The following is a 26625-nucleotide window of genomic DNA, read 5'->3' on the forward strand; positions in this document are numbered from 1 at the left end:
TCGCTATGAATGACAATAAAAGAATGATAAACTTACTTATAATATAAAAGACAGAATGCGCAAAGGAGATATTCGAGTTTGAAACAGATAAAGAAAGCCATCATACCTGCGGCTGGTTTAGGGACACGTTTTTTACCAGCGACAAAAGCCATGCCTAAGGAAATGCTTCCTATTTTAGATAAGCCAACAATTCAATATATTGTTGAAGAAGCGGCACGTGCGGGCATTGAAGATATTATTATTGTGACGGGTAAACATAAACGTGCGATTGAAGATCACTTCGATAATCAAAAAGAATTAGAAATGGTCCTTGAAGAAAAAGGTAAAACAGACTTATTAGAAAAAGTACATTATTCTACAGATTTAGCGAATATCTTCTATGTACGCCAGAAAGAACAAAAAGGATTAGGACATGCCATTTATACTGCACGTCAATTCATTGGTAACGAACCGTTTGCAGTATTATTAGGTGATGATATCGTGGAATCTGAAGAGCCAGCGATTAAACAATTAATGAATGTATATGAAGAAACAGGACATTCTGTTATTGGGGTGCAAGAAGTGCCTGAACATGTGACTCACCGTTATGGCATTATTGATCCATTAGAGAAACAAGGTCGCCGCTATGAGGTGAAACAATTTGTTGAAAAGCCTGAACAAGGTACAGCACCTTCTAATTTAGCGATTATGGGACGTTACATTTTAACGCCAGAAATTTTCGATTATTTAAAAACACAAAAAGAAGGCGCCGGTAATGAGATTCAATTAACCGACGCGATTGAACGTATGAATAGTGATGTTCCAGTGTATGCATATGACTTTGATGGTAATCGTTATGATGTTGGAGAAAAATTAGGATTCGTTAAAACGACAATAGAATATGCGTTAAAAGATCCTAGAATGAAAGATGAACTCGTCACATTTATTAAACATTTAGGATTATAATAATTAAAGTGCCTAAGACATTGAAGAACAAGTGGTGATTCTTCAATCTTCTTAGACACTTCAATCTCATCAAAACTAAACCTAAAAACAGGACACACCCTATTTTCCGCTAAGGCGTGCCCTGGATTAGAGAAGGTATAAATTGTCGACAAACACTTCTCTAACCATAAATCCTCAACATCTCAGAAATTTTTTTCTGAGAATCTTTTCCTCAGCGTCTTAGGACTTCTCCTAAGACATTTTTATTATATAATATAAAATTTGAATATCATAGATGTTGCAATAGCAATATTTTGACTAATAGTATCACTTTTCGGGAGAATTAATGTATATTTTAAATAGTAAGTATTAGAATAATTTAATTGTGTAATTAGGTGAATAAATATGTGGTTTACTCTAGACAAAGCTGAAAAAGCAAAATATAAAAATTTAATAACTAATTTTGCTAGTTTAAGCGAAGCTTTTTCTCAAAAAAGTGAAGATATTAATACTACAGTTGCTCCTATAGTGAATTCAAAATTTCAAGAAACAGTTTTTCAGAAATCATTTGGAGCTATTGGTGAAGATATCGCAAATACTTCATATGATGCTTCATTATTGATTGATGAAAATAAAAAATATTTAATTGGTATTAAATCATTTGGATTATATTCAGGAGATCAAAAAATTGCTCAATTTAAAAAAAATAGTCAAATTGATAATTGGGGAAATATATTAAATAAAATAACTGTGAATGCTAAAAATTCTGATACAAAAGAACAAGCAAATGAGAAAAATAAACAATTATATAAAAAATTAGCTTTTAAAATAGCAACTCTAAGAAATAAAAGAATTAAATCATCTAAAGAACAAATAAAAGGATTTAAAGGAACTGATGCAGAAGTAGAATCTGTATATCATGTATTGATGCCATCTAAAAAAGGTGAAAGACCTCAAATACATGTTGGAGAAACTTCCTATAATTTCATAAACTTAGAGAAGTTAGAAATTATAGGTACTACAAGTTTAAAAAACCCTACAAATTTTAAATTTAAAGATGATAAGCATGAATATAAATATACTTCAGCAGATAGTCAACTACATATGACTTTTAATAATAGAGAAATTATAGTAGAGTCTTGGGACGTAGACTATATAGAAGACCCATTTGAGGTTTTTGAGCAATTAAATAGACAAACAGATAATAATGATTATTTTAGTCAACAGTTAGAAGATGAAATTGAGGATTCTGTATCTTGGATAATTTATAATAAAAATGGAAGAGTTGAAGAAAGTTCTGGTTTTAATGGTTTTAATGGTGGTTTTAAATTAGGCAAATCTAATAATAATAGAGAAAAAAGAATAAAAAATATAATAAGTAAACATAAAGATCATGTTAATATACAAAAGTTAAATTATATTGAGAATGAATTAAAAACACTTTTATTAAATGAATGGAAATCTAAAGATAAAAAAGAGAAAATGAAAAACATCCGCAATAATTTAATGGAATATGTTGAAAACATTGGAAATAAAAATTTAGAAAAAGAAATAGAGAAAACAATTTTTAGGCCAATAAGTGAAATGTATATTCCCATTCCTAATTCTAGAACATTTCACAATCAAAAACCTGATTTTTTTGGTAAAGACATTGGTAAGTTTAAAAAGGATTCAAATAAATTATTACTACCAAAGGAAAAAAGAATTTTTAACTTAGAATTTATATCTTCAAAAAATATTATAAAAGCTTATATAAATCAAGATAATGGCAAAAGTATACAATCTTACAAAGATCAACAGATACTTGGTGAATGGATTCTAAGAGGAGTATTTCAACTTGAACCTAGAGAAGTATTAACTAAGCAAAAATTAATTGAAGTTGGTATTAATGGAATAAGATTGTATAAATTTAAAGATTATAAAAGAGGAATTGGTATAGAATTTATTTGGATTGATGAAAATAATCCGCCATTAGATTCGATAGGTTGGGTATCTGAAAATAGATTTAAATAGAACGTAAGTACGCATTTAGAAGTTAAAGTTATAATTTAAAGAATATCTGAAAGTGAGTGAATAAAATGTCGTCCGAGAGCAATAAAGTTAAGAATAAAAAATATTCACTTGCTGCTTTTTTTAGTGGTGTTGGAGGAATTGAATTAGGTTTTGAACAAACTAATAAATTTAAAGTTCATTACGCGAATGAGTTTGATAAAAATGCTCAATTAACTTATAAGGAAAATTACGATAGTACATTTTTAGATACTAGAGATATTCATATAGTTAATGAAAATGAAGTTCCTGAAAGTGACGTTATAGTTGGTGGTTTTCCTTGCCAAGCATTTAGTATTGCTGGTTATAGAAAGGGATTTGAAGATGAAAGAGGAGATTTATTTTTTGAGTTATTACGAATTATAAAGAAAAAGGAACCTAGAGCTATTTTTATAGAGAATGTAAAAAATATGGTAACACATGATGATGGAAATACTTTTAAAGTTATTAAAGAGGCATTGACTATGAACGGATACTTTATAAAATGGAAAGTATTAAATGCTAAAGATTATGGTAATATTCCTCAAAATCGTGAACGTATATATATCGTTGGTTTTAAATCATATGAAGCTTTTGATAGTTTTAGTTTTCCAGAAGCTATTGAACTAAAGACTTCATTAGAAGATGTAATAGATTTTACTGACTCTAAAGATGAGAGATATTATTACAGAAAAGGAAAACAACCTTTTTATGATACTTTGAATGAAAGCATAGTAGATTCTAATACAGTTTATCAGTGGAGAAGAAAATATGTTAGAGCTAATAGAAGTGGCGTAGTTCCTACACTTACCGCAAATATGGGTACTGGAGGGCATAATGTACCTTTAATTAAAACAAAATATGGAATTAGAAAGCTAACACCCCGTGAAACTTTTAATGTCCAAGGATTTCCTAAAGAATTTAAGTTACCTAAAGAAGTATCACATGGTCAATTATATAAGCAGGCGGGTAATAGTGTCGTGGTTTCTGTAATTAGAAGAATTGCAAATAATATTTCTAAAGCTTTAGAAAATGATAAATTAAATTTTTCTTTCGATATTAATGGATATTATAATGTTTTATATACTAAAATGTTAGGGAAATTTGAGGGTGAAAGCTACCTAATCAATAGCTTTGATAGTAAAAGTGAATTAGATGTATTCACAAATTCAACTACTATAAATTATGTATCGGATGAAGAATACCAAAAAATTATAAAAAACAAAAAAAATATAGAGTTTTTAACCTTAAATAGTATGAATTAAAAAAAGATATCATAAAAAACTGCTAAGTCAGTATTTTATGATATCTTTTTTGTTTTATAGTATTATAGCTTGCAATATATTTATTTATACATATACATATTATATAATTAATATATTAAAAATACTTTATAAGGGGATATTTATGAAAATAAACGATAGTAAATACGAAGTATATGTAAATCATATTCATCATAGATTAAATAAGATAGGTCAAAGTTGGGAAGAAATTAAAAACTTAGGTAATGAAAATACTGATACACAACTAATGTTAGATAATCTATCTTCTGCTTTGATTGCTGAAAGATTGACAGTACAAGAATGGGAAGAACTTGTTGAAGAAATGTATCAGTTAGAAAAGGAAGTTAATATTGTCAAATTAGGAAGAAACGCCGAAAATGATGCTAAAATACCTAATACTATTTATTCATCTTGGCAAACATATAAACAAAAACTTGAAGATAAAGGTTTTTCTGAAAAATCAATTACTAATATAGAAAAATCTTCATTTGAGATATTAAAATCATTACAATTTGATACTAGAGAAAGTGGACCTATAAAGGGTTTAGTAGTTGGTAATGTTCAGTCTGGGAAAACAGCTAATATGGCAGGATTAATGGCCATGGCTGCTGATAATGGTTTTAATTATTTTATTGTTTTATCAGGTGTCATAGAAAACTTAAGACGACAAACAGCTTCAAGATTATACGATGATTTAAAAAATGTGAAGTTGAGAAATTTAGATTGGACACGTGTAGATAACCCGACTATTAGATCTAGAGAACCAGAACACGATATTAGCAAATATAATTTAAGTAATAACTCTAGGGATAAGTATTTTACTGTGTGTCTGAAAAATAAAGGTAGACTGGAAAGTTTGATTAAATGGCTAAAATCAGACCCTAATAAAGCGAAACAATTGAGAATACTAGTAATAGATGATGAAGCTGATCAAGCAAGTATTAATACTAAGGATATAGAAGAAGAAAATTCAACAATTAATAAATTAATTAAAAAATTAGTGAACGATAAATCATTCTTAGCGATGAATTATATATCTTATACTGCAACTCCTTATGCCAATGTATTAAATGAAACTAGTAAAGACTCGTTATATCCTAAAGACTTTATAACTTTATTAGAACCATCCGAAGATTATATAGGACCTACACAAATTTTTGGTATGGAAGAGCCAGAAAAAAGTCCCAAAGTTGAAATTATAAAAGAAATTAGTGAAACAGATGCAAATTTGATAAAAGATATTCAAAAGGGTGAAACTGGACAAAATATACCAAGAAGTTTTAAAGACTCAATAAGATGGTTTATATTGACGGTTTGTGCTATAAGAACATATTCACTAAAAAAACCTGTTAGTATGTTAATACATACAAGTTTTAAAATAGATCATCATGAAATCATTGCTGACAAAGTTCAAAATTATATTAAATATTTAAAAGATAATTTTGACGAACAAGTGTTATCAGAATTTCATGAATTATATAAATCTGAACAATATGTTATGAATAAACAAGTTTTTCTTGACGGTATGGGAAGTTATTCTACACCAGAGCTTGTGCCAGAATATCCAATATGGGAAAAAGTTAAAGAACAGTTAATTAAAATGATTTCTCTTGATGATGATGAATTTATAAGTTATATACCATTAAATGAGGAAAAGGCCCCAGTATTTCATAATGGAATACATTTAGCAATAGATAATAGTAGAACAAGAGTAAATAATCAACAAGTAAGATTAATATATCCTGATAAAAACAATATGCCTGAGGTTGCTCCAGCATTTATTGTTATAGGCGGAAATACTTTATCAAGAGGTTTAACATTAGAAGGATTAACTACTACTTATTTCTTACGTACCACAAATCAAGCCGATACTTTAATGCAAATGGGGAGATGGTTTGGTTATAGAAAAGGATATGAAATTTTTCCTAGAGTATGGTTAGATGAAAATGCTAACAGACGCTTCTTATTTTTAAGTCAAATGAATGAAGAATTACGAGAAGAAATACAACAATATGCCATAAATGGGAATACACCTATAGATTATGCTCCACGTATCAAGAACTCACCAGATTATCAACTAATTAGAATTACATCAAATAATAAACAACAGTCATCTATTGAAAGAGAATTTGACTTTTTTGGATTCAATAGTCAAACAGTATATTTCGAAAAAAATAGTGACATGCTAAAACATAACTTAAATGTAACAAAAGGCTTTCTTGAAGAGTTAAAGAACTGTGAGGTTAAAAATAATAAGCTTATATGGAGAAATGTTGATAATTCGAAAATTAAGGCTTTCTTAAAAGATTATAAAGTATCGCAAATAGATACTAAAATGCGAGCGTTACCTGCCTTAATTGAATGGCTCGAAACAAATGGAGGTACCCTTAACGGTTGGAGTGTTATTTTATCAGGAACTGGAAAAGTTTCTTCTTCAGAAAGCCATAAGTGGAATATCAATGGATTTCATGTGAATTCAGTTATTCGTACGAAATTGGTTAAAAGAAGTCAAGGAGATACAATTTCAATTGGCACCCTAAGAGTACCAGAAGATTTATATTCTGATATAGAATCTCCTCTTGAAAAAAAAGAAGGAAAATCAGCTAAAATGATAGATGTTCGTAATACTAGAGAAAAATATGGATATGGTAATGTGCCTCAATTAATTATTTATAGAATTAATAAGGGAGATAAGGATATTAAAGTTAAAAATCCAGAATCTAGAGAAAAACTAGATTTTCCAGAGGACATTATTGGAATAAATATTATGCTTCCAGGAGTCTCTAAAGGTAATAATACTACTTATATTTCTGCAAAAATTGATTTTAAAGATGAAATGATAGATGAAGATGAATTTAAAGAAGATTTTAAGAATGAGGAGAAAGAAAAATGAAATTAAAGAATGCTCCCAATGATTTGCAAAGCATGGCTCAAGATGGTGATGCAATTTTAAGATCGTTACAAAATAAGAGTTTACCTATTGTAGATCTTATGGTTAGAGAATCTTTACAGAATAGTTTAGATGCTACACTACCAGAAAGTAGTGAAACAATTGTAGATTTTACATTAGGAAATTTCAATTCTTATCAATTTGCAACTAACCTTGAAGGTGTAGAAGATAATTTAAATAGTAAATACAATGAATATGAAAATTTCATTGCGATAAGAGATAAAAATACTTCTGGTTTAACAGGAAATTATAGTTCTACTGACCCAGAAGAATTAAATAAAAGTAATTTTTATAAATTAGTATTTGGTATAGGCAAAAATCAAGAAGCAGAAGGAGCAGGTGGTAGCTGGGGTTTAGGAAAAACGAGTTATTTCAGAATTGGAGCAGGAATAGTTATCTATTATACTCGTGTGAAGACTGATAATGGTTTTGAAGAAAGACTAATTGCTTCGCTTATAGAAAGTCCAAAACAAAAAGAGAAACTACTACCGAATAATGTAAGAGGTATTGCTTGGTGGGGAGAATATAAAGATGAAACAGATGAAAGAATCTTTCCTCTGACTGATTCAGAAAAAATTAAAGAGTTCTTAGAAATATTTGGATTAAGTCAATATACAAACGAAGAAACAGGCACAACGATTATCATACCTTACTTAAAAGATTTTAATTTAAATGAAGATGAGGAAAAGCTTTATCCTTGGGAAGAAGATAAAGAGCTAGCATTAAAATATGCAATTCAAAGATGGTATAATCCAAGATTAAATAATGAAGAATATAGAAAGTTAGTTAATAATTCTAAATTAATTGCACGAGTAAATGAAGAACCATTACTTGATAACTATAATATAGAACCATTTTTTGAACTGATGAAAGATTTATATACAAGTGCTTTAAAGGGAGAAAGTGGAGACAAAACAATAGTCACTCAACCCATTTATCTAAAGAAAAATGGTATGGATAAGCCAAGCAAGACACCGGTAGGACATATTGCTTTTAAAAAAGTTTCTAAAGAAGAGCTTAAAATGACACCCCCTGATAATAGATATTCACCGCTAGAATTAATTGGCCTAAAAAATGAGAAAAAAGTCTTAGAAAATACTTCTAAAATAATTGCTTATTGTAGAAAACCAGGGATGATTGTTGAGTATAGTATTGATGGTGAATGGGCACCTAAAGCAAGTTTGTTTAATGAAAATGATTTACTAATTGGTTTTTTTGTACCTAATTCAGAAGGACCATTAGCAATAAAATTTCAAAAAGAAGGCTATGATAAGCTTGAGCAATATTTAAGAGCAACAGAAAATGCTGACCATGCTAATTGGATAGACGAAGATGGATTCGGTATTATAAATAGAATGAAAATTACAACAAGTAAAATAATAAGTGATTTTTATCAAGGTAATGATAGTGAAAAACAATCATCAGCTACGTCAGGCATTTCGAGAAAATTTGGTAAGTTATTTTTACCTCCAAAAAGTTATGGAAGAACTTCTACAAGTAAGAGACAAAGTAATACTAATTCTAGAATCTCAAGTGATAAGAATAGACTAGCTGATATCAATATTTTATCTTCTGAACCAATTGATAGAAATACAGTGAAAGTAGAGTTTGAAGCAAGTATTAAAAATACAGCTACTAGTGTTGTTTATCTTGAAGTTTTATCTCAAGAGAAAAAAATGACAAAAAAAGACTGGATAAAAACGATGGGAGAAGAAATTCAGTTTCCTTTTGAAATTAGTGACATTAAAATAAATAAAATTAATGAACAGATTTTAAATAAAAATATTGAACAATTTAATGATGAACAAATATCAATTTATCAAGAGTCTAATAATTTAGATGAATTTATTATAAAAAATATGAGTAACGATAAAGTTATTGTCTCTGGAGAAATGGTTATAAATACTAATACCTTAGACTTTATACCTAATGTTTCTATAGCTTCAGATAAATATAAAGAGAAAGGAGATGATTAATTTTGACTCTTTCGACAAATCAAATAGCATTATATAGAAAGCTAAATGAGAAGTTTATTGATGAAGCAGGGGTTAAATTCGAACAACTCAGACTATATTATTCTTCTAATGATTTGAATGAAGAAAAAGAAATTTCAATAGATAGCGAAAATGGAGTTTCTATTAATATTAATGAATTTGACTCAATGTGGTCTCCTTACGATAACAATCTTAGATTAGAGCAAAAATTGATTATTGAAAAACCATATTTATTATTCGGCAAAGATGGTATCACATGTACTGATAATACTATAGGTTTAGCAGTACATATTTATTCAAAAAGCTCTAGCTTTCAAGAAACAGTGAGAATTGCATCTTTTAAAAATCAAGCAAATAAACTAGAAATTACATTTGATTATAATTTTGAGCCTTCAACGATTAGAGGAGTAATCAATCTAGATTTCTTTTTATATTTAAAAGAAGTAAAAGATACGTTACCATATATGGCAAATACACAAGGAATGACTTTATCTTATGAAGATTTAAATCCTATTGAATTAGTGGTGGATGGAGTAGGATCTAGTTTTCCTATTACAGAGTTTGAAGATAAAGAAGGACCATTGTGGAAAATTGAAAAAAATTGGATATCGCCAGATGAAGATACATTAGATGCATCTAATGTAAGTATTGCATTTAATATTAAACATCCTCTGTTTTCAGAAGTAAAAAAAGAAACAAGAAAAATTAATCTTGGATATATGAATCATATTATTATGCAAGCTATGGCACTTATTATTCAAGAGGTAATTCTCATTGAACAATATTCTATAGACGATGAAGAAAATTTACTTCCTGGTACAATTCTTTCAGCTGTTTCATATTGGGTAAAAACTTTTAATGTAGATACTAGTGATATATTTTCTATCCAAAATAGCCTTATGAATGGTATTGAAAATTTAAATCAGGAGGAAACAAATTAATATGATTAATTGGGAAAATATAAGATACGATATAAGTAATGCCAATAAAGACTTTGATAAACTAATCGTTAATATAAATGAAATCGAACCTATTAATCCTCCAAAAGAATTTGAACATTTACGTGAACAATTAATTGAAGCTAGAGATTCATTATATGATGAATATAATTTTGATAATGCGAATAAATTGGACTATCAATTTGACGTTTTATTTGGATTAAAGTTATATGAAATTTTAAGAAAAGATGATAATTTTTCTAATAGAGTAGCGGCAAATGACGAAATTTGGAGATTTTTATCTATTAAAGTGATACCAGATATTGTACATGCTAGATGGGGAATGAATGCTTCTCATTTTTATCAAACATCACGTAGAATTTGGTTGAAAACGATATGGTGGTATATTCATTTGTCATGGCAAAATAGTATTGACGAAACTTACAAAATTTTAATAGGTAATACTACTGATACTATACTTCAATTAGTTGAAAGACCAGGTTTAGGATATAATGTTGAATTATTTAGAGAAATTATGAAACAATATGCAAATTATAGTGATAGCTCAAGAAATTTATTTAGAACAGTTTTAAAATTAAATACTGCCAAAATTCTTACTACATCTCCTGAGTTAGTAGATGGAGGAATTGAAAAATATGTTGATAGTTTGTTTAAAATGGCTAAGGTCTAATAGTAATGATTTATAATAATGAACTATATTTAAATGTACTAAAAGAAAACTGTAAAATTTATGATAAGTTATCGATTATTTCAGGATATGCTTCAGCATCTTTTTTAGAACGAATTATAGAAGAATTTCCTGATTTAAAAATAGAGTTATTCATTGGTATGAGTCAAGAAGGCGTATTAAAAGCTAATCACAAACAGTATTTAAGAATTATGAGTATAAATAAAAATGTAAATATTTATTATCAGTATAAGGCAGCTTTAACGCATATTAAAGCATATGTTTTTTCTAACTATGAAGAGACTAAAAGCTTTGTGGGCTCTGCAAACTTTACAGAAAATGGATTTATATTTAATAATGAATTATTATGTGAAACTAATGAGTCTTTAAATGAATTATTCAATGATCAAAAAGAGAAGTCAAAATTATGTAATGATAAATCAATAAATGAGTATTTGCAATTTGTAGATAATAGAAATTTGAGAGAAGATATTTTTAACGATATCGATTCTATTAAAAAAAATATTAAAGAATTTAATAAGAAAAATAATATAAAATCTGACTTAAAAGTGGATAATTCAGATGTTTTTATTAAATTACCAATTGTTGTACCTTTAAAAGCTAATAAGAGATGGGATAGTTCAGGAATAAATGGCGAATTTTCTAATAAGAATCCTCATTTAATTAAATCTAATTATAATAATGTAGCCGATATGAAAAACTTTTTTATTCAAGATGCTGAACTTGACATCATTGATTTTAAGGGAGAATCTATAAAAGGTAAATTAGATGGGGAATTTAATAGAGAATTACATTTTTTAAATATTAATTTGTATGATTATTTTAGTAATATAATTGGTTTAAAAGAAAAAACCCCTATAACTCATGAACATCTAGAGTATTTTGGTTATAAATTCTTTACTTTCAAAAAAGTTGATAGTAATAAATATTTATTAACATTTACAAATTAAAGGGGGAATTAAAATTTTTAGAGTAATAGAAACGTTTAGTGGTATAGGCAGCCAAGCTCAAGCATTAAAAAACTTAAATATTGATTATTCAGTAGTAGCAACTGTTGAATGGGAAATTGGCGCTTTATATGCATATGATATCATTCATAATGGTTCACAAGATCTTAAACCACTAAGACATCATACGAGAGAATCTATTTTGAAGGTTTTATCAAAATATAGTTTATCTAATGATGGAAAACAACCGATGACTCAAAGAGGTTTAAGTGCATTAAATATGACTCAACTTAAGTCAATATTAATTGCAATTGGAAGAACAAATAATTTAGTAGATATCACTTCGGTAAAAGCTATAGATTTGCCTGATGCTGATTTACTTACATATTCATTTCCGTGCCAAGATTTATCAAAAAGCGGTCATTGGCATAAAAATGAAGGTGGTATAGATAGAAATGCCAATAATAGAAGCACATTGTTATGGCAAATTGAAAGAATATTAAAAGAGTATGTTGAACAAGATAAAACGCTCCCTAACTTCTTATTAATGGAAAACGTAAGTGAAATTTTATCAGATAAGCATAAAGATAATTTTATTGAGTGGTGTGAGTTTTTAGAATCTTTGGGATATGTAAATCAAATATATACATTAGATTCTAGAAATTTTGGAGTGCCACAAAGTCGAATAAGAACTTACATGATGAGTATTAAAGTCAATAATGAAGATCAACAAAGAAAATTAGAACAATACTTATTTGAAAATAACTTAGAACATTATCAGTCTAATAACTTTCATCCTTTATCTGAGTATTTAAAGCTTGATTATAATAATGATATATACAGACATGAAGCTATAGAAAGCACTCCAACCTTTACTCCATCTCGAGAAAAAATATTAAAATTAAATAGACATCTTGCTAAAGATAATATTGCATTTGATAATACTATTGCTAGAACTATTACTACCAAACAAGATAGACATCCTAATTCGGGTATTATTTTATATGATCAAATCAAGTTGGTAGAAAAAAATAAAATGTATCGAAACCTTACTCCTAGAGAATGTTTTTTATTAATGGGTTTTGATGAAAAAGATTTTAATAACTTAATGAGAAATAATATTGTTTTTGAAAATGATAGAAAAATCTTACCTAATTCTAAGCTTATTCGTTTAGCTGGTAATAGTATCGTTGTGAATGTTCTTGAAAAAATATTTTCTCAAATGCTAGAAATTGAAAAGACGATTCTAAATAATCAATTTCTTAAAAGCTAAGACTTAGTATATTTTTAAGTCTTTTATTTATGCGTGCAATTTGCGACATTCTTGAGGGAACAAGATAAGGAGCAAAATAGCACGTATTTTTTTATCCCCTAACATACTTATCATTTAAATTCAACTTACATGTGAAAAAATGAACAAACGAATTTTTAAATTATTGAACTATTTGTGAAAAGTATCACATACCCCTTTTAAAATAAAAAAAAGCGTGTATGATAAGAATTGTAAGGAATAAGTAATTGGAGTGATACTAATGAGAAAAGTAATAGAAGGCGTTATTTTTTCTGAAGAAGGTAGTTACGATATTTATTTAAAAACAGGCGTAAACCAAGGATTAATTAGTGATATAAAAGATGGATATATGACAATTGATTCAATGTCTTATTTAGATGCTGAACGTTTATACTTCTATGGTCTCGAACGTAAAACACTAGTTACAAATTAAAATACAGAATTGAATGACCTCCTATACCATTCAAGAACGTATCCTATCATGCCCTCGTTGGTGAGCAGTCGAGGGCATATCCTAAATATACCCCCAATCATTTTTAGATAATGTGTTGAAACCCGCATCTCACTTCCCTTGATGCGGGTTTATTTTTATGATAAAGATTTAAAGTTCTTCTTCACTTCATTATATTGGTACTCTTGATTATACAATTTGAACTTATAGCCATCTTCACTAGCAAAAGGCATTCGAATATTTGGAATGTGATCCATTCGTGCAATAAATTCTCTTTCTTGGCGTGTTCGTTCTTTGACACTCATGTTTAACCACTCTTCTTTAGTAAATAAATCTTCGAAACGAAATGAAAAACTTGTGCGACCTACTTTTTGACGTAATGCTTGAACTAATGGACTAAAATCTTTCGCAATCACAGACATATCTATTCCCCTTTATTTATAGTCATATATCTTCACTTTATTACGTTTAAGTTTAAATTACAATCTATAATTGAGACTTTAAATTGATAATGACGTTTATGTATAAAGAATTATGGAAATGGATGAATAAACAACAATAAAGGATGATGAATATGGCTAAATTAACAGATACAGTTGCGATAATTACAGGTGCGAGTAGTGGAATTGGTGAAGCAACGACCAAACGACTTGCTGAAGAAGGTGCTAAAGTTGTGCTAGCGGGTCGTAATGATGAGAAGTTACAACGTGTTGCAGAACATTTGAATGAAGGAGACTACCTTATTACGCCAACCAATGTGATGTATCGTGATGACGTTGATGCTCTTGTAGAAAATGCGATTGCTAAATTTGGAAAAATTGATATCTTTGTCAATTGTGCAGGCATTAACTTATCTTCTAAAATCACAGATTACAAAGTAGACGATTGGGATAAAATGGTTGATACGAATATTAAAGGATTGTTATATGGTCTGAATGCTGTACTTCCTCATTTTGAAGAACAATCTAGTGGTCATATTGTCAATATGGCATCTATTTCAGGCTTTGAAGTTAATAAGACGAGTGCATTATACAGTGCAACGAAATCTGCTGTATTACGTATTGTAGAAGCTTTAGAAAAAGAGCTTGCGCGAACGGGTATTAAATCAACCAGTATTTTACCAGGAATGGTAGATACACCTATGACAGAAGGATATGACTTTGGTGATAGAAAGAAATTAGATCCTGAGAATATAGCTGATGCGGTAATCTATGCAGTGACGCAACCTGCACATGTAAACGTTAATGAAGTCGTCGTTCGTCCAGTTTAAATCTAATGAGAATAAGAGCGTTTCTTGCCTATGGTAGGAAACGCTCCTTTTTACCCTTCAATATTAGTGTTGAAATGTTACACTTATATTGAAAGATCATATAACTTAAAAGGGTGATAAAGTGATGGAACAACGTTTATTTGAATTGTTAGATGTATTAGTTAAATATAATACAGAGAGTCCTCCTGGACGTAATACGGATCCTTTACAAGATGACATTGAACACTTATTAAAAACACTAAATTTTGATATTCAACGTGAACATTTATATGAAAATGATAGTGTTATCGTCGCAACATTAAAAGGGGAAGATGAGGATGCACCTAAATTAATTCTCAATGGTCATGTAGATGTGGCGAATGTGGACGATGATTCTAATTGGCAATATCCACCGTTTCAATTGACTGAAAAAGAGGGATGGCTATATGGTCGTGGTGTAAGTGATATGAAAGGCGGTATGGCCTCGCTGTTTTATGTGCTTGAAAAGTTACATCAAGAAGGACGACGACCTAAAGGAGATATTGTCGTGCAATCTGTAGTAGGAGAAGAAGTGGGTGAAGCGGGGACGAAACGCGCATGTGAAATCGGTCCTCACGCAGATTTGGCATTAGTATTAGATACAAGTGAAAATATGGCACTTGGACAAGGCGGAGTCATTACAGGATGGATTACGGTTAAAAGTAAGAATACCATTCATGATGGCGCACGTAGTCAAACGATTCATGCAGGTGGAGGTTTATTTGGTGCGAGTGCAATTGAAAAAATGACCAAAATCATTCAAGCACTGAATGAACTTGAACAGCACTGGGCAGTGATGAAACATAGTCCTGGTATGCCACCCGGTGCGAATACGATTAATCCAGCAGTGATTGAAGGAGGACGCCATCCTGCTTTTATTGCTGATGAATGTTGTTTATGGATTACGGTTCATTATTTACCAAATGAAAGTTATGAAGACGTTACAAAAGAGATAGAAGCATATTTAAATCGTGTTGCAGATGCAGACATTTGGTTAAGAGAGAACCCGTTACAGTTCGAATGGGGCGGTGAATCAATGATAGAAGATAAAGGAGAAATTTTCCCAAGTTTTACTATTCCATTAGAACATCCAGGCTTTAAACAATTACAAGATGCACATTATCACGTTCATCACAGTGAAATGAAACATGGTATGAGTACCACAGTGACAGATGGAGGTTGGACTGCTCATTTTGATATTCCAACCATTTTATATGGTCCAGGTAGTCTAGAAGAAGCCCATAGTGTAGATGAAAAGATAGAAGCACAAGAACTTCAAACTTATAGTGATGTGTTATATACATTCTTAAAACACTGGTATGAACATCCTGAGAAATAAACTAAAAAGCCAAGTCGTGCTGTTGAATGACACGACTTGGCTATTTTATAGTCACATTATTTTTTTAATGTGTTTCGAAGACGATTGACCCAGCTCGCTCTTCTTTTAGAAACGACGGGCATTCCTGAAGGCTGGGTTGCCTCCTTTTTTAGCTTTTTACCATACTTAACTGCTTCTTTCATCAAGTAAGCTTGTGAATTTAATGGAGATAAATCATTTTGAACGTAATGATACTCACCATACTGATCTTGATAACGTCCTTTTTGATTATCAGATAATTGTAAATTCATAAAGTCTACAAGACGTTTACCGATTTCTTTATCTTCTACAGGGAATAAGATTTCAACACGTTTAATCATGTTACGTGTCATGACGTCTGCAGATGATAAATAAATACGTTCGTCACCATTATTGTAGAAGTAATAAATACGAGAGTGTTCTAATAGACGACCTACAATACTTACAACTTCAATATTTTCGCTGACACCTGGAATGCCTGGTTTTAGGCAACAGATACCGCGAATAATGAGTTGAATGGTAACACCTGCTTGAGATGCTTCAAATAATTTTTCAATGATGGCCTTATCCGTTAAGGAATTCATTTTCATCATAATTTTACCGTTACCATGTTGACGATGACTTGCAATTTCTTTATCAATACGATCAATAAAGACGTCACGAATATCAAATGGTGCGACAATTAATTTATTATATTCAGGTTTAACTGAGTAACCACTTAAATAGTTAAAGAAATTAATGGCATCTTCAGCAATTAATGTATCTGTCGTAATCACACCCATATCTGTGTATAGTTTTGCAGTTTTATCGTTATAGTTACCTGTACCTAAGTGTACGAATGAAGTTAATTTGCCACCGATGCGTTTAACGACTAGAGCAATTTTACTATGCGTTTTTAAATGAGTCATACCATAAATAACATGACAACCTGCATCTTCTAACATACGTGCCCAATGAACGTTATTTTCCTCGTCGAAACGCGCTTTTAATTCTACAAGGACAGTCACTTGTTTACCATTTTCAGCCGCTTCTTTTAAGCTTTTAATAATGGGTGAATCTTTACTTACACGATAAAGCGTTTGTTTAATCGCAATCGTGTTAGGATCTTCAGCTGCTTCACGAATAAAGTCTACAATAGGCTCAAATGATTCGTATGGGTGATGGAAAAAGACATCACGTTTTAATGCAAGATCATACACATTATTGTTACCTAATGAACGTGGAATTTGTGGTGTATATTTATCATATGTTAAGTATTTTAATTTATGGGATAGATGATCAACTAAGCCAAAGATAAATGTTAAATCTAAAGGTCCGTTAAGTAAGTAAACGTCTTGTTCATCCACTTCTAAAGTGTCTGTTAACCATCCTAAATCTTCGATAGAGGCTGTACGATTGTCGACTTCTAAACGTACAGCAGAACCACTTTTACGTTCTTTTAAGAAACGTTCGATTTCGATAAGTAAGTCTTCAGCGCCATCTTCATGAATCGTTAAATCAGCATTTCTAGTAATTCTAAATGTAAAGGTATTTAATACTTCATAGCCTGTAAATAAGTGATTGATGAAGTGTGTAATGACATCTTCTACCATGACTACATATTGTTTTGAGCCTTCATTATAAGTTAAGAATCTAGGGATAAGAGATGGAATTTGAACAATAGCTGAGTTAATGGCATCATCTGTATCGATATCTACGAAGATATTTAGACTTTTATTATTTAGTTTTGGGAAAGGGTGGTATGCATCTATACCAAGTGGTGTTAACGTTGGTAAAATCGTGAGTTTAAAATCCCTTTCTAACTTACTTAAAATAGAGTCAGATAAGTTTTCTGGTTTACACATCACAATGTCATAATTGCGTAATTCTTCGATAAGTTCGTTATAGCGTTCATATTGCATATTGACATAATTTTTAGCTTTTTCTTGAATAGCATCTACTTGTTCTTGTGGTGTCATTTGTGTTTTATTTTCAGGTTTATCGAATCCCATTTTTACTTGGTCTTTTAAACCAGCCACACGCACCATAAAGAATTCATCTAAGTTCGAACTAAAGATAGATACGAAATTTAATTTTTCTAATAGTGGATTGTTGTTATCATAAGCTTCTTGTAATACACGATAGTTGAAATCTAACCAACTAAGTTCGCGATTATTATAGTATTTCGGCAAGCTAATATCATAGTCTCCCAATTGAGTTTGCATATTCAAAATACACCTCGTCATTTCTTCGATTATCAATCTTTCTATTTGTAAAACTATATAGTCTATGACAGAACTATCTACCTATAATATAGCATACAAATTTTAAGATTTTGTAAAGACAATGGATACTGATCCTTTAAGAATCTTTTCAATATGCTTTTTCTGTCTTAATGCTTGATATTTCTCAGCAATCGGTTCGCCTTCAGTATAATGTACGGTCAGTTCATAATCGTCATTGCTTTTTTTCGTTTCTTTTAAACTCACGTCTTGAACAAAGCTAGTTTGTGAAATATTTAAAGCATTCACAAATTTAATAATGCCACCTAATGCTTGAATGGTTTCAATTTCCTTATTACTAAACCAATCTGTTTCTTTACAATAGAACTTAAGTAAAGATTTATTTTTAAAACTTGCTAAAAGGGCGAGTTTAACGCGATCTTTATGTGTATACCCATTAATCATTGAGTTCGCGATAATATAATACGTATGTGGAGAACTTGAATCTGAATCAATAAATCTACCTAAATAATAAATATAGGTTGCTTCTTCAAATAGACGTTGCTCTGTGTCATTAATCTTTAAATCACCTAAATCCATTAATTGTTTTAATAAAGATTGTGCTAATTTTAAACGACCTTGTGAGCTATGTTCTTCGATATGATAGTCATGTGCTAAGAAATAAATCGCTTCTTTACGCACATTATGTTTGTCAAATACATCTGGATAGCGTGAGCGGATTTGTTTAATAATATAGCCTTCACGTAAGCCATTTCTTGAAAATGTGAATTGCTTCGCATCTATTTTTTTATAAAGTGTCTTAAATACTGATACTGCTGGAAGAATAATATCTGCACGATCGCGACTTAATCCATCTAGGTTATTTAACTCATCACGTGAACTTTTACGTATCATGTTGTACACTTCATCAATATCTTTATCTGACATTGTATAATTGTGTACGCCACTTATAGGATAAGCGTGTTCAGATTGATGAATACGTGCTACGTTACGTGCAGAACCACCAACGCCGACTAAGGCAATCTCTTGATCTTTAAGCCAATCCAATGTACTAAATTGTTGAGATAAAAATTTCTCCATATCTTTGATCGCACCTTTATCATTGTGGTCTTTGCCATCAAAGAATTTATGTTTTAACGTGACTACCCCGAAAGGAAAACTATGTGATTCAAATAGTTCTTTATCCTTAAATAAAGTAACTTCCGTTGAACCGCCACCGATGTCTACAGATACGCCATTTTCAATTTCAGTGGTATGAGTAATAGCATAGTAACCATAATATGCTTCTTCTTTTTCAGGAATAATTGAGATTTCAATATCAAGTTCATCTTTCACTCTTTTAACAATGTCATCCTTATTCTCAGATTGACGAATCGCTGCTGTTGCGATAGGATGTAATGCTTTTACTTTAAATTTTTCAGATACAGATTTAAAACTGCGTAATGCTTCAATGAGTACGTTAATGCCTTCTTGGCTCATTTTATTTTCTTTTGTCAAGTATTGACTCAAGCGAGCAGGCGTTTTAATGTTGAGCAATTCATTTAATCCTGCATCTTTGCTAAATCTAAAGATAACTAATCTAATCGTATTTGAGCCAATATCTATTAATCCTATACGTTCTTCCATCATGGCCTCCTAAGTCTTTCAATACTTCCTATTATAGTTTTATTTTACATGAATTTTATAAATAGAAAAAGATACGAATCCTATTTGCATTTCTTTGAATATAAAAAAGAATTCAATTGTAAAACGATTTCATTTTTAGTATAACGTTTAATCTAAACTGTTTAGTGGAACAATAAGGTTGTATTAGAAAACAAGTTCACTAGGAGTGTGACAAGATGAAACGTTTAGAAGATAAAATTGCAGTCATCACAGGTGCAAGTACAGGTATTGGACAAGCATCAGCAAAAGTGTTAGCTAAAGAAGGGGCACATGTCTTAGCACTTGATATTTCAGATGAATTAGAAAAAACTGTAGATGATATTAATCAAGAAGGCGGTAAAGCGACAGCTTATAAAGTTGATATCTCTCAAGATCAACAAGTGAAAGATTTTGCTGAGAAAGTTAAACAAGACTATGGTCATATTGACATTATCTTCAACAATGCAGGTGTAGATAATGGGGCAGGACGTATTCATGAATATCCAGTTGAAGTATTTGATAAAATTATGTCTGTTGATATGAGAGGGACGTTCTTAGTAACGAAATTCTTATTACCATTAATGTTGGATAATGGTGGTTCAATCATTAATACAGCTTCATTCTCAGGACAAGCAGCAGACTTGTATCGTTCTGGTTATAATGCCGCTAAAGGTGGCGTCATCAATTTCACTAAATCGATTGCGATTGAATATGGACGTGAAAATATTCGTGCGAATGCGATTGCACCAGGTACCATTGAAACACCGCTTGTAGATCATTTAGCTGGTACATCTGAAGATGAAGCGGGTAAAACGTTCCGTGATAATCAGAAATGGGTCACTCCACTTGGTCGTTTAGGACAACCTGAAGAAGTAGGTAAATTGGTTGCTTTCCTAGCATCAGATGATAGTTCATTTATTACAGGTGAAACGATTCGTATTGATGGCGGTGTGATGGCATACACTTGGCCTGGTGAAATGTTAAGTGAAGATAAATGGAAACATTCTGTAGAATAAATCATAATAGATATATTAGCGTTTAAATGTGAGAGATGGCTTCAATGTGAAGCTGTCTCTTGCTTTTTATGTATTTATATAAATTACCATATTTTATAAAAATGTTATAATGTTGTTGTCGTCTTTCCCTTAGACGGTCGTACGTTTAAAGGGGGTGAAGTTATGACGTTAATATTTGTACTCGTTATCGCACCTATATTAAATAGGTGGCTCAATATATTGTTTGATTATTGGTTTGAACAATATAAGAATAAAAAAGACGGCAGATAATCCAATACACAAAGAACCCCTAGTCTAGGGCAATAGACTAGGGGTTCTTATCGTTATGACGTTAATACTCGTTAATATGATATTAACATAAGTAGATGTAATATTTCAATATTCAAATTACCATTTGATTTGATGATATGTTTGGTCATTTAAAGAACGTACAATTTCAGTGATTAATCGTACTGAATTTTCATAATCATCTGTATGGAGAACAGATACATTTGAGTGCATATAGCGTAATGCTACACCAATGGCAATTGTTGGAATACCATCGTTAGCAACATGGATACTACCAGCATCTGTACCACCGCGTGGTGTGGTATCCCATTGAACCGTAATATAATGTTTTTTTGCTACTTCTTTAATATGTTGACGTAAGCCTTGATGTGCCACATTTGAAGCATCCATTAAAATAATGACTGGACCGTCACCAATGGCTGTATCACTACCATATTGTGCCATTCCAGGTGTATCGTATGCGACTGCAACGTCAACTGCGATAGCTAAATCAGGGTTGATTTTATTTGCTGCGACTTTAGCGCCACGTAAACCTACTTCTTCTTGTACAGTGCCACCTGCATATAAATTAATACCAATCGATTCATCTTTAAGATTGTTAAGTACATCAATAGCAAGTGCACAACCGTATCGATTATCAAATGCTTTGGCAGTTAAATATTTACCATTTGCAAGTTGTTCAAACTCACTATAAGGCGTAATCATATTTCCGATTTCAATACCGTATTGTTCAGCATCTGCTTTACTTCTAACACCAATATCAATAAACATGTCTTTAATATCGATAGACTTTTTACGTGCTTCTGGTTCAAGTACATGTGGAGGTTTAGAACCAATAATACCTCGTATTTCTTTACCATCGTCAGTAGTGATGGTTACTTTTTGAGATAACATCACTTGGCTCCACCAACTGCCAATAGGTTGGAATTTAATAAACCCATTATTGTCAATTTTAGTGACGATGAATCCAATTTCATCTAAATGACCAGCTAACATTAATGATTTAGATCCCGTTTTACTTTCCTTTTTACCAAAGATACCACCCAAACCATCTTCGATAATCTCATCACTAATCGGTGTTAAATAGTCTCGCATTTTTTCTTTAACTTGGTATTCATAACCAGCGATACCATTAACATCTGTTAATGTTTTTAGTAATTCGATAGATTCTTTCATACAATGAGTCCTCCTAAAATGTTGTTAAGTGTATTGTAGCATGGATAAAATGAATTTTATGAAAAATAGTTTATCATATCTATGTAAATTAAATGTATCCTATTCATAGTTAGTAAGTGATATAATTTGTGTAAAATTAAATATGGGGAAGTAGATGAGTATGATGAAAAAAGTCTTAACATTATTTGCGTTGTTAGTGTTAAGTGTGAGTATATTAGGAGCTTGTACTCAATCACGTTCAAAAACATACGAAGGTGATATTGATGGTAAGCATGTTCTTACAACATTAACTTATAAAAATAATAAAGTGATTAAACAATCAACTGTCAGTACGTTAAAATATGATGACCTCGGAATGTCTAAACAAGAAGGTAAAACATCTTTTAAAGACCATCGTCCATTAAAAGGGAAAAAGGGTGTAACATATACGCTAAGTAGTAAGCATCAAAAAATAGTTGAAAATATAGATATTGATTATAACAAAGCAAATTTAAAAGACGTTAGTCGTTACTTTGCATTAGCACATTATTCTAAAAACTATAAAAAAGTAACAATGGACGGTACGGTCAAAGAACTTAAAAAAATTGGATTCCAGAAAAAAAGCAATATGAATGAAGAATAATATAAAAGTGAGACAACCATTGGCTTAGATGGATTGTCTCACTTTTTTGTTGACTATTGAATAAGTTTTAATTTATAACTTGCGATATCTTCAATATGTCCATTTTTTCTTTTAATCACAATATGATCTTCTGTAATTTCGTTTGGGCTTTTAACACCTACTGCAGCTGCAACATTAAATAATCCTTCATGTAAACTCGTCACATAGTTTGTGACACGATATTGCTTTTCTTCAACAATTAAAGCTTTTTCTTTTTTAGGATCAGTTGTTGCGACACCAACGGGACAAGTATTTAAATGACATTGTTGACTCATAATGCAACCAATACTAATCATCATACCTCTTGCAATATTACATAAATCAGCACCAAGTCCAAGTGCAATAGCTACTTTATCAGGTGTAATAAGTTTTCCAGATGCGAATATCTTCACATATTTGCGTGCATCATAGCGTTCTAAAACACCAGTAACGATTGGAAGGGCAGTAAAAAGTGGGAGACCAACACCATCTTGTAATTCTTGGAATGTTGCGCCAGTTCCACCTTCACCACCATCAACAGTAATAAAGTTTGGATAAATAGCTAGGTTAATCATTTCTTGAACAAGGGCTTCAACTTCATCAACTCTGCTTACAACAATTTTAAAGCCTACAGGTTTCTGACCGAGCTTTTGCAACTTAGCTACAAATTCTAATAATTCTTTCGGATTATTAATGAAATCGAAACGGTTAGGCGAGTTGACGGTCTGATAGGGTTCAATATGACGAATTTTAGCAATTTCTTCTGTAACTTTATTGCCCTCCATATGACCACCACGTGTCTTAGCACCTTGTGCAAGCTTAATTTCAAATGCTTTAACTTCTTTATAGTTTGCCACATTTAAGAAAGCTTCTTCACTAAAACCACCGTCTTTATCTCTCACGCCGAATAAACCTGGTCCAATTTGATAAATAATATCGCAGCCACCTTTAAGATGATATTCAGATAATCCACCTTCCCCTGTATTCATCCATGTGCCAGCACGTGCAAGTCCTTGAGATAATGCAGTGATCGCGCGACCACCTAATGAGCCATAACTCATACCAGATTGGCCTACTAAACGTTTAATTTTAAAGGGATGTGCTAATTCTTCGCCTATAATAACTGCATGATCATCTGATAAATAATAAGGATCGATGTGTTTGTTCTCACGATGCTCTTCACGCTTAAACAATCGTTCATTATCGATTGAATAAATAAATGTTGAAATCATTGAATGGTTATCAATTTGAAGTTCTGATTTTTGTAATGGAAACATAGCGTTTCGAATATAAAAGCCTTCTTCATAGATTTTTTCTGTACCAAAACTAGTCATTCTTGAATGATATTTACTTGCTAAAACGATATCAGTATATTGATTTCTTGAAAATGGTTTTCCTTCGGTATCATTTGCAAATAAATATTGACGTAATTCTGGTCCTATTTTCTCTGAAAAGTAACGTACTCTGCCTAATACAGGAAAGTTACGTAACACACTATGTTGTTCTTGTCTTTTATCTTTGAATAAAAGAAATAATCCAACCATTAATATAGAAAGTAACACCATCATAATAAGAATATTAACTATAAATTGCATGACAGTAAGTAATGTTGTCATGCCCATCCCCCCTCAATTCCCTTTATACTGTAAATCTTACATCAAAAAATTTTATTTACAAATAAAAATAAATAGATTTAATATTTATCTTTAAATATCAAATAAGGGAAAATTTAGAATCCCTTATGACAATAATGTGTTTAAATGATAAAGTACTATATGCGTAGATAGTTGAGGTGATATATGAAAAAAGAAAAAGATGTGATTACACAAGTGGTATCAAAAAATCGATGGAGTAGTCCTAAAATAATAAAAAAGGATTTTCTACTCATTCCTTTATTTATCTTTTTCCAAATTTTAACGCCTATTATTATTGTTTTTGGCGTATTAGGTGTAACGGCTATGGTTACCCAACAACCACCGCCATCTTATTTATATAATGTGATGCTAAGTTTAAGTTTTGTGATTGCTCAATTTATTGTGTTAGGATTATTTTTCACATTACATAAGTTTTATATTGCGAATGTTGTACGACGACAATATCGTATTGCGATTCATCAGTATTTGAAATTTATGATCATCATCGTAATGGTTAGTGTGATGTTATATTATGGTTTTAATGCATTGGCACACATATTACCGCATCCTTTTGGCTATGTAGACACACAAGCACAACGTCGTTTAGAAGGATTGTTTATTCATCCAAGTGCGCTGATATTCACTTTTATTTCAGTAGTATTATTACGCCCCTTAATTGATGAGTTACTATTTCGTCATCTGTTGATTCATGAATTAGGTAAAAAATTTAATCTTTTAGTAATGATGATTGTTAGTGTGTTAATAGAAACTATTGTTCAAGTATATGATTTAATTTCAATATTGGAAGCCATCCCTTACATGATTATTTCAATAGGTGCAGTGATGGTATATATGAAAAGTGGGGAAAATTTAGTAGCCTCCTATCTTTATCATAGTACTGTACAATTCATCATATTTATTATTACAATGATTGATAAGCTTGTTTAAATAGAAAGAATAGGAGAGTTATATGACTTCGGAACATAATGATACATATTACCAAACCTCAGAACAGCGACCGATAAGAAATGAATTTGATTCAAAACGTATTGTTAAACGTGATTTTTGGCTCATACCTACATACTTAGTCATGAATATTGTTTTTCCATTGATTCTTACATTTATTGTGATGGCAATGATTTCAGGCATCACAGGTGGTCATATATCGGAAAGTAAATTTACAAAATATTATTTAGGATACGCGCAAGTCTTTACGTTAATTGGTCAATGTCTTGTATTATTAGTCTTTTATTTAATGCATCGCAAAACCATTATTCCTATTGCCATCTCACGTTTTAAAGCTTTAAAAAAATATATTCCACTCATTATTATTGTGATGGTGGCCCTTTATGTATTACAAGGTGTATATGGTTATTTAGTAGAATTTTTACCGAAACAATATCAGTTTGATGATACAGAAAATAACAAAATGATTATTAAAATGTTTGAAATCAATTGGCTTTGGCCTGTTTTATTTTTAGATATTGTGATTATTACACCTGTTGTAGAAGAATTATTATTCAGACATTTGTTAATTCATGAGTTAGGTAAAAAATTAACGTATGGTGTGATGTATGTCGTGTCAGTACTCGGATTTGCAGGATTACATATGACAAGTGCATCATCACCATTTGAAGTTGGTCCTTATATAATTATGGCTACAGGATTTGTTGTGGCATATCACTTAAGTGGTCGAAATTTAGCGATGACAATTACCCTTCATATGATAAATAACTTTGTTTCTTTTATAGCGATTATGATGAGTATCATTTGGGGTTAAGGGTAAGAGGTAGAGTCATTGAAATTCAAAAAATAGTAACATTGAATTTCATTACTTTGCCTCTT

21 protein-coding genes are annotated in these 26625 nt (G+C 30.7%); 16 read left to right on the forward strand and 5 right to left on the reverse strand.

The genetic code is table 11. The features are described 5' to 3' along the window. The first annotated feature begins 78 nt into the window (after positions 1–78). From galU to BDW25_RS05345, 10 genes are all read left to right on the forward strand, one after another. On the forward strand, positions 79–945 hold the full coding sequence (gene galU, locus BDW25_RS05300) for a UTP--glucose-1-phosphate uridylyltransferase GalU (protein WP_002448353.1): 867 nt from the start codon (positions 79–81) through the stop codon (positions 943–945). A gap of 384 nt (positions 946–1329) precedes the next feature. Then, positions 1330–2937, forward strand: a complete 1608-nt coding sequence (locus BDW25_RS05305) for a hypothetical protein (protein WP_133945032.1) — start codon at positions 1330–1332, stop codon at positions 2935–2937. Between the two features lie 65 nt (positions 2938–3002). Then, a complete protein-coding gene (gene dcm / locus BDW25_RS05310; RefSeq protein WP_133945102.1) occupies positions 3003–4217 on the forward strand; it encodes a DNA (cytosine-5-)-methyltransferase in 1215 nt (404 codons plus the stop codon). A gap of 142 nt (positions 4218–4359) precedes the next feature. Then, a complete protein-coding gene (locus BDW25_RS05315; RefSeq protein WP_133945034.1) occupies positions 4360–7128 on the forward strand; it encodes a Z1 domain-containing protein in 2769 nt (922 codons plus the stop codon). Next, a complete protein-coding gene (locus BDW25_RS05320; protein ID WP_133945036.1) occupies positions 7125–9161 on the forward strand; it encodes a hypothetical protein in 2037 nt (678 codons plus the stop codon). Before BDW25_RS05315 ends, BDW25_RS05320 begins: the two co-directional genes overlap by 4 nt. Positions 9162–9163: 2 nt before the next feature. Beyond that, a complete protein-coding gene (locus tag BDW25_RS05325) occupies positions 9164–10120 on the forward strand; it encodes a hypothetical protein (protein ID WP_049432618.1) in 957 nt (318 codons plus the stop codon). Position 10121: 1 nt separating this feature from the next. Next, positions 10122–10808 (forward strand): DUF6339 family protein, encoded by a 687-nt coding sequence (locus BDW25_RS05330; RefSeq protein WP_049432615.1) that lies wholly within the window; start codon positions 10122–10124, stop codon positions 10806–10808. Between the two features lie 5 nt (positions 10809–10813). Then, positions 10814–11776, forward strand: coding sequence for a phospholipase D family protein (locus BDW25_RS05335; RefSeq protein WP_133945038.1), 963 nt, complete (start codon positions 10814–10816; stop codon positions 11774–11776). Positions 11777–11975: 199 nt separating this feature from the next. Continuing rightward, the gene (dcm, locus tag BDW25_RS05340; protein ID WP_243830612.1) at positions 11976–13046 is read left to right on the forward strand and encodes a DNA (cytosine-5-)-methyltransferase; all 1071 of its coding nucleotides are present in this window, start codon (positions 11976–11978) and stop codon (positions 13044–13046) included. Between the two features lie 259 nt (positions 13047–13305). After that, positions 13306–13497 carry a hypothetical protein gene (locus BDW25_RS05345; protein ID WP_002448449.1) on the forward strand — a complete coding sequence of 64 codons (192 nt, stop codon included), beginning with the start codon at positions 13306–13308 and terminating at the stop codon, positions 13495–13497. Positions 13498–13652: 155 nt separating this feature from the next. Here the strand turns inward: BDW25_RS05345 and BDW25_RS05350 are convergent, their stop codons facing one another. Further along, positions 13653–13937 (reverse strand): DUF1413 domain-containing protein, encoded by a 285-nt coding sequence (locus tag BDW25_RS05350; protein WP_133945042.1) that lies wholly within the window; start codon positions 13935–13937, stop codon positions 13653–13655. A 152-nt stretch (positions 13938–14089) separates the two neighbouring features. On the opposite strand from BDW25_RS05350, the gene BDW25_RS05355 reads away from it, so the two are divergent. Both BDW25_RS05355 and BDW25_RS05360 read left to right on the forward strand, forming a co-directional pair. After that, positions 14090–14785: an SDR family oxidoreductase gene (locus tag BDW25_RS05355; RefSeq protein ID WP_002448484.1), complete on the forward strand. Its 696-nt coding sequence runs from the start codon at positions 14090–14092 to the stop codon at positions 14783–14785. A gap of 124 nt (positions 14786–14909) precedes the next feature. Beyond that, complete coding sequence (locus BDW25_RS05360; RefSeq protein WP_077700013.1) at positions 14910–16142, forward strand: acetylornithine deacetylase; 1233 nt, start codon at positions 14910–14912, stop codon at positions 16140–16142. A gap of 56 nt (positions 16143–16198) precedes the next feature. Here the strand turns inward: BDW25_RS05360 and BDW25_RS05365 are convergent, their stop codons facing one another. Both BDW25_RS05365 and ppx read right to left on the reverse strand, forming a co-directional pair. Further along, a complete protein-coding gene (locus BDW25_RS05365) occupies positions 16199–18364 on the reverse strand; it encodes an RNA degradosome polyphosphate kinase (protein ID WP_107632282.1) in 2166 nt (721 codons plus the stop codon). Positions 18365–18466: 102 nt separating this feature from the next. Continuing rightward, positions 18467–20008, reverse strand: a complete 1542-nt coding sequence (gene ppx / locus BDW25_RS05370) for an exopolyphosphatase (RefSeq protein WP_002448430.1) — start codon at positions 20006–20008, stop codon at positions 18467–18469. A 215-nt stretch (positions 20009–20223) separates the two neighbouring features. Between ppx and BDW25_RS05375 the strand changes: the two genes are divergently transcribed. After that, on the forward strand, positions 20224–21042 hold the full coding sequence (locus BDW25_RS05375; RefSeq protein WP_002448573.1) for an SDR family oxidoreductase: 819 nt from the start codon (positions 20224–20226) through the stop codon (positions 21040–21042). Positions 21043–21429: 387 nt separating this feature from the next. Here the strand turns inward: BDW25_RS05375 and BDW25_RS05380 are convergent, their stop codons facing one another. Beyond that, positions 21430–22506, reverse strand: a complete 1077-nt coding sequence (locus BDW25_RS05380; protein WP_133945044.1) for a M42 family metallopeptidase — start codon at positions 22504–22506, stop codon at positions 21430–21432. A gap of 160 nt (positions 22507–22666) precedes the next feature. Here BDW25_RS05380 and BDW25_RS05385 point away from each other — a divergent pair, with 160 nt between their 5' ends. Next, on the forward strand, positions 22667–23128 hold the full coding sequence (locus BDW25_RS05385; RefSeq protein ID WP_049432815.1) for a DUF1307 domain-containing protein: 462 nt from the start codon (positions 22667–22669) through the stop codon (positions 23126–23128). A 53-nt stretch (positions 23129–23181) separates the two neighbouring features. Here the strand turns inward: BDW25_RS05385 and BDW25_RS05390 are convergent, their stop codons facing one another. After that, the gene (locus BDW25_RS05390) at positions 23182–24762 is read right to left on the reverse strand and encodes an FMN-binding glutamate synthase family protein (protein WP_049432599.1); all 1581 of its coding nucleotides are present in this window, start codon (positions 24760–24762) and stop codon (positions 23182–23184) included. A 183-nt stretch (positions 24763–24945) separates the two neighbouring features. On the opposite strand from BDW25_RS05390, the gene lnsB reads away from it, so the two are divergent. Continuing rightward, positions 24946–25728: a CPBP family lipoprotein N-acylation protein LnsB gene (lnsB, locus tag BDW25_RS05395; protein ID WP_133945046.1), complete on the forward strand. Its 783-nt coding sequence runs from the start codon at positions 24946–24948 to the stop codon at positions 25726–25728. A gap of 22 nt (positions 25729–25750) precedes the next feature. Continuing rightward, positions 25751–26560 carry a CPBP family intramembrane glutamic endopeptidase gene (locus BDW25_RS05400; protein ID WP_133945048.1) on the forward strand — a complete coding sequence of 270 codons (810 nt, stop codon included), beginning with the start codon at positions 25751–25753 and terminating at the stop codon, positions 26558–26560. Positions 26561–26625 lie beyond the last annotated feature (65 nt).

This window comes from Staphylococcus sp. AtDRG32 (genome assembly GCF_004365845.1).
Taxonomy (GTDB): Bacteria; Bacillota; Bacilli; order Staphylococcales; family Staphylococcaceae; genus Staphylococcus; species Staphylococcus hominis.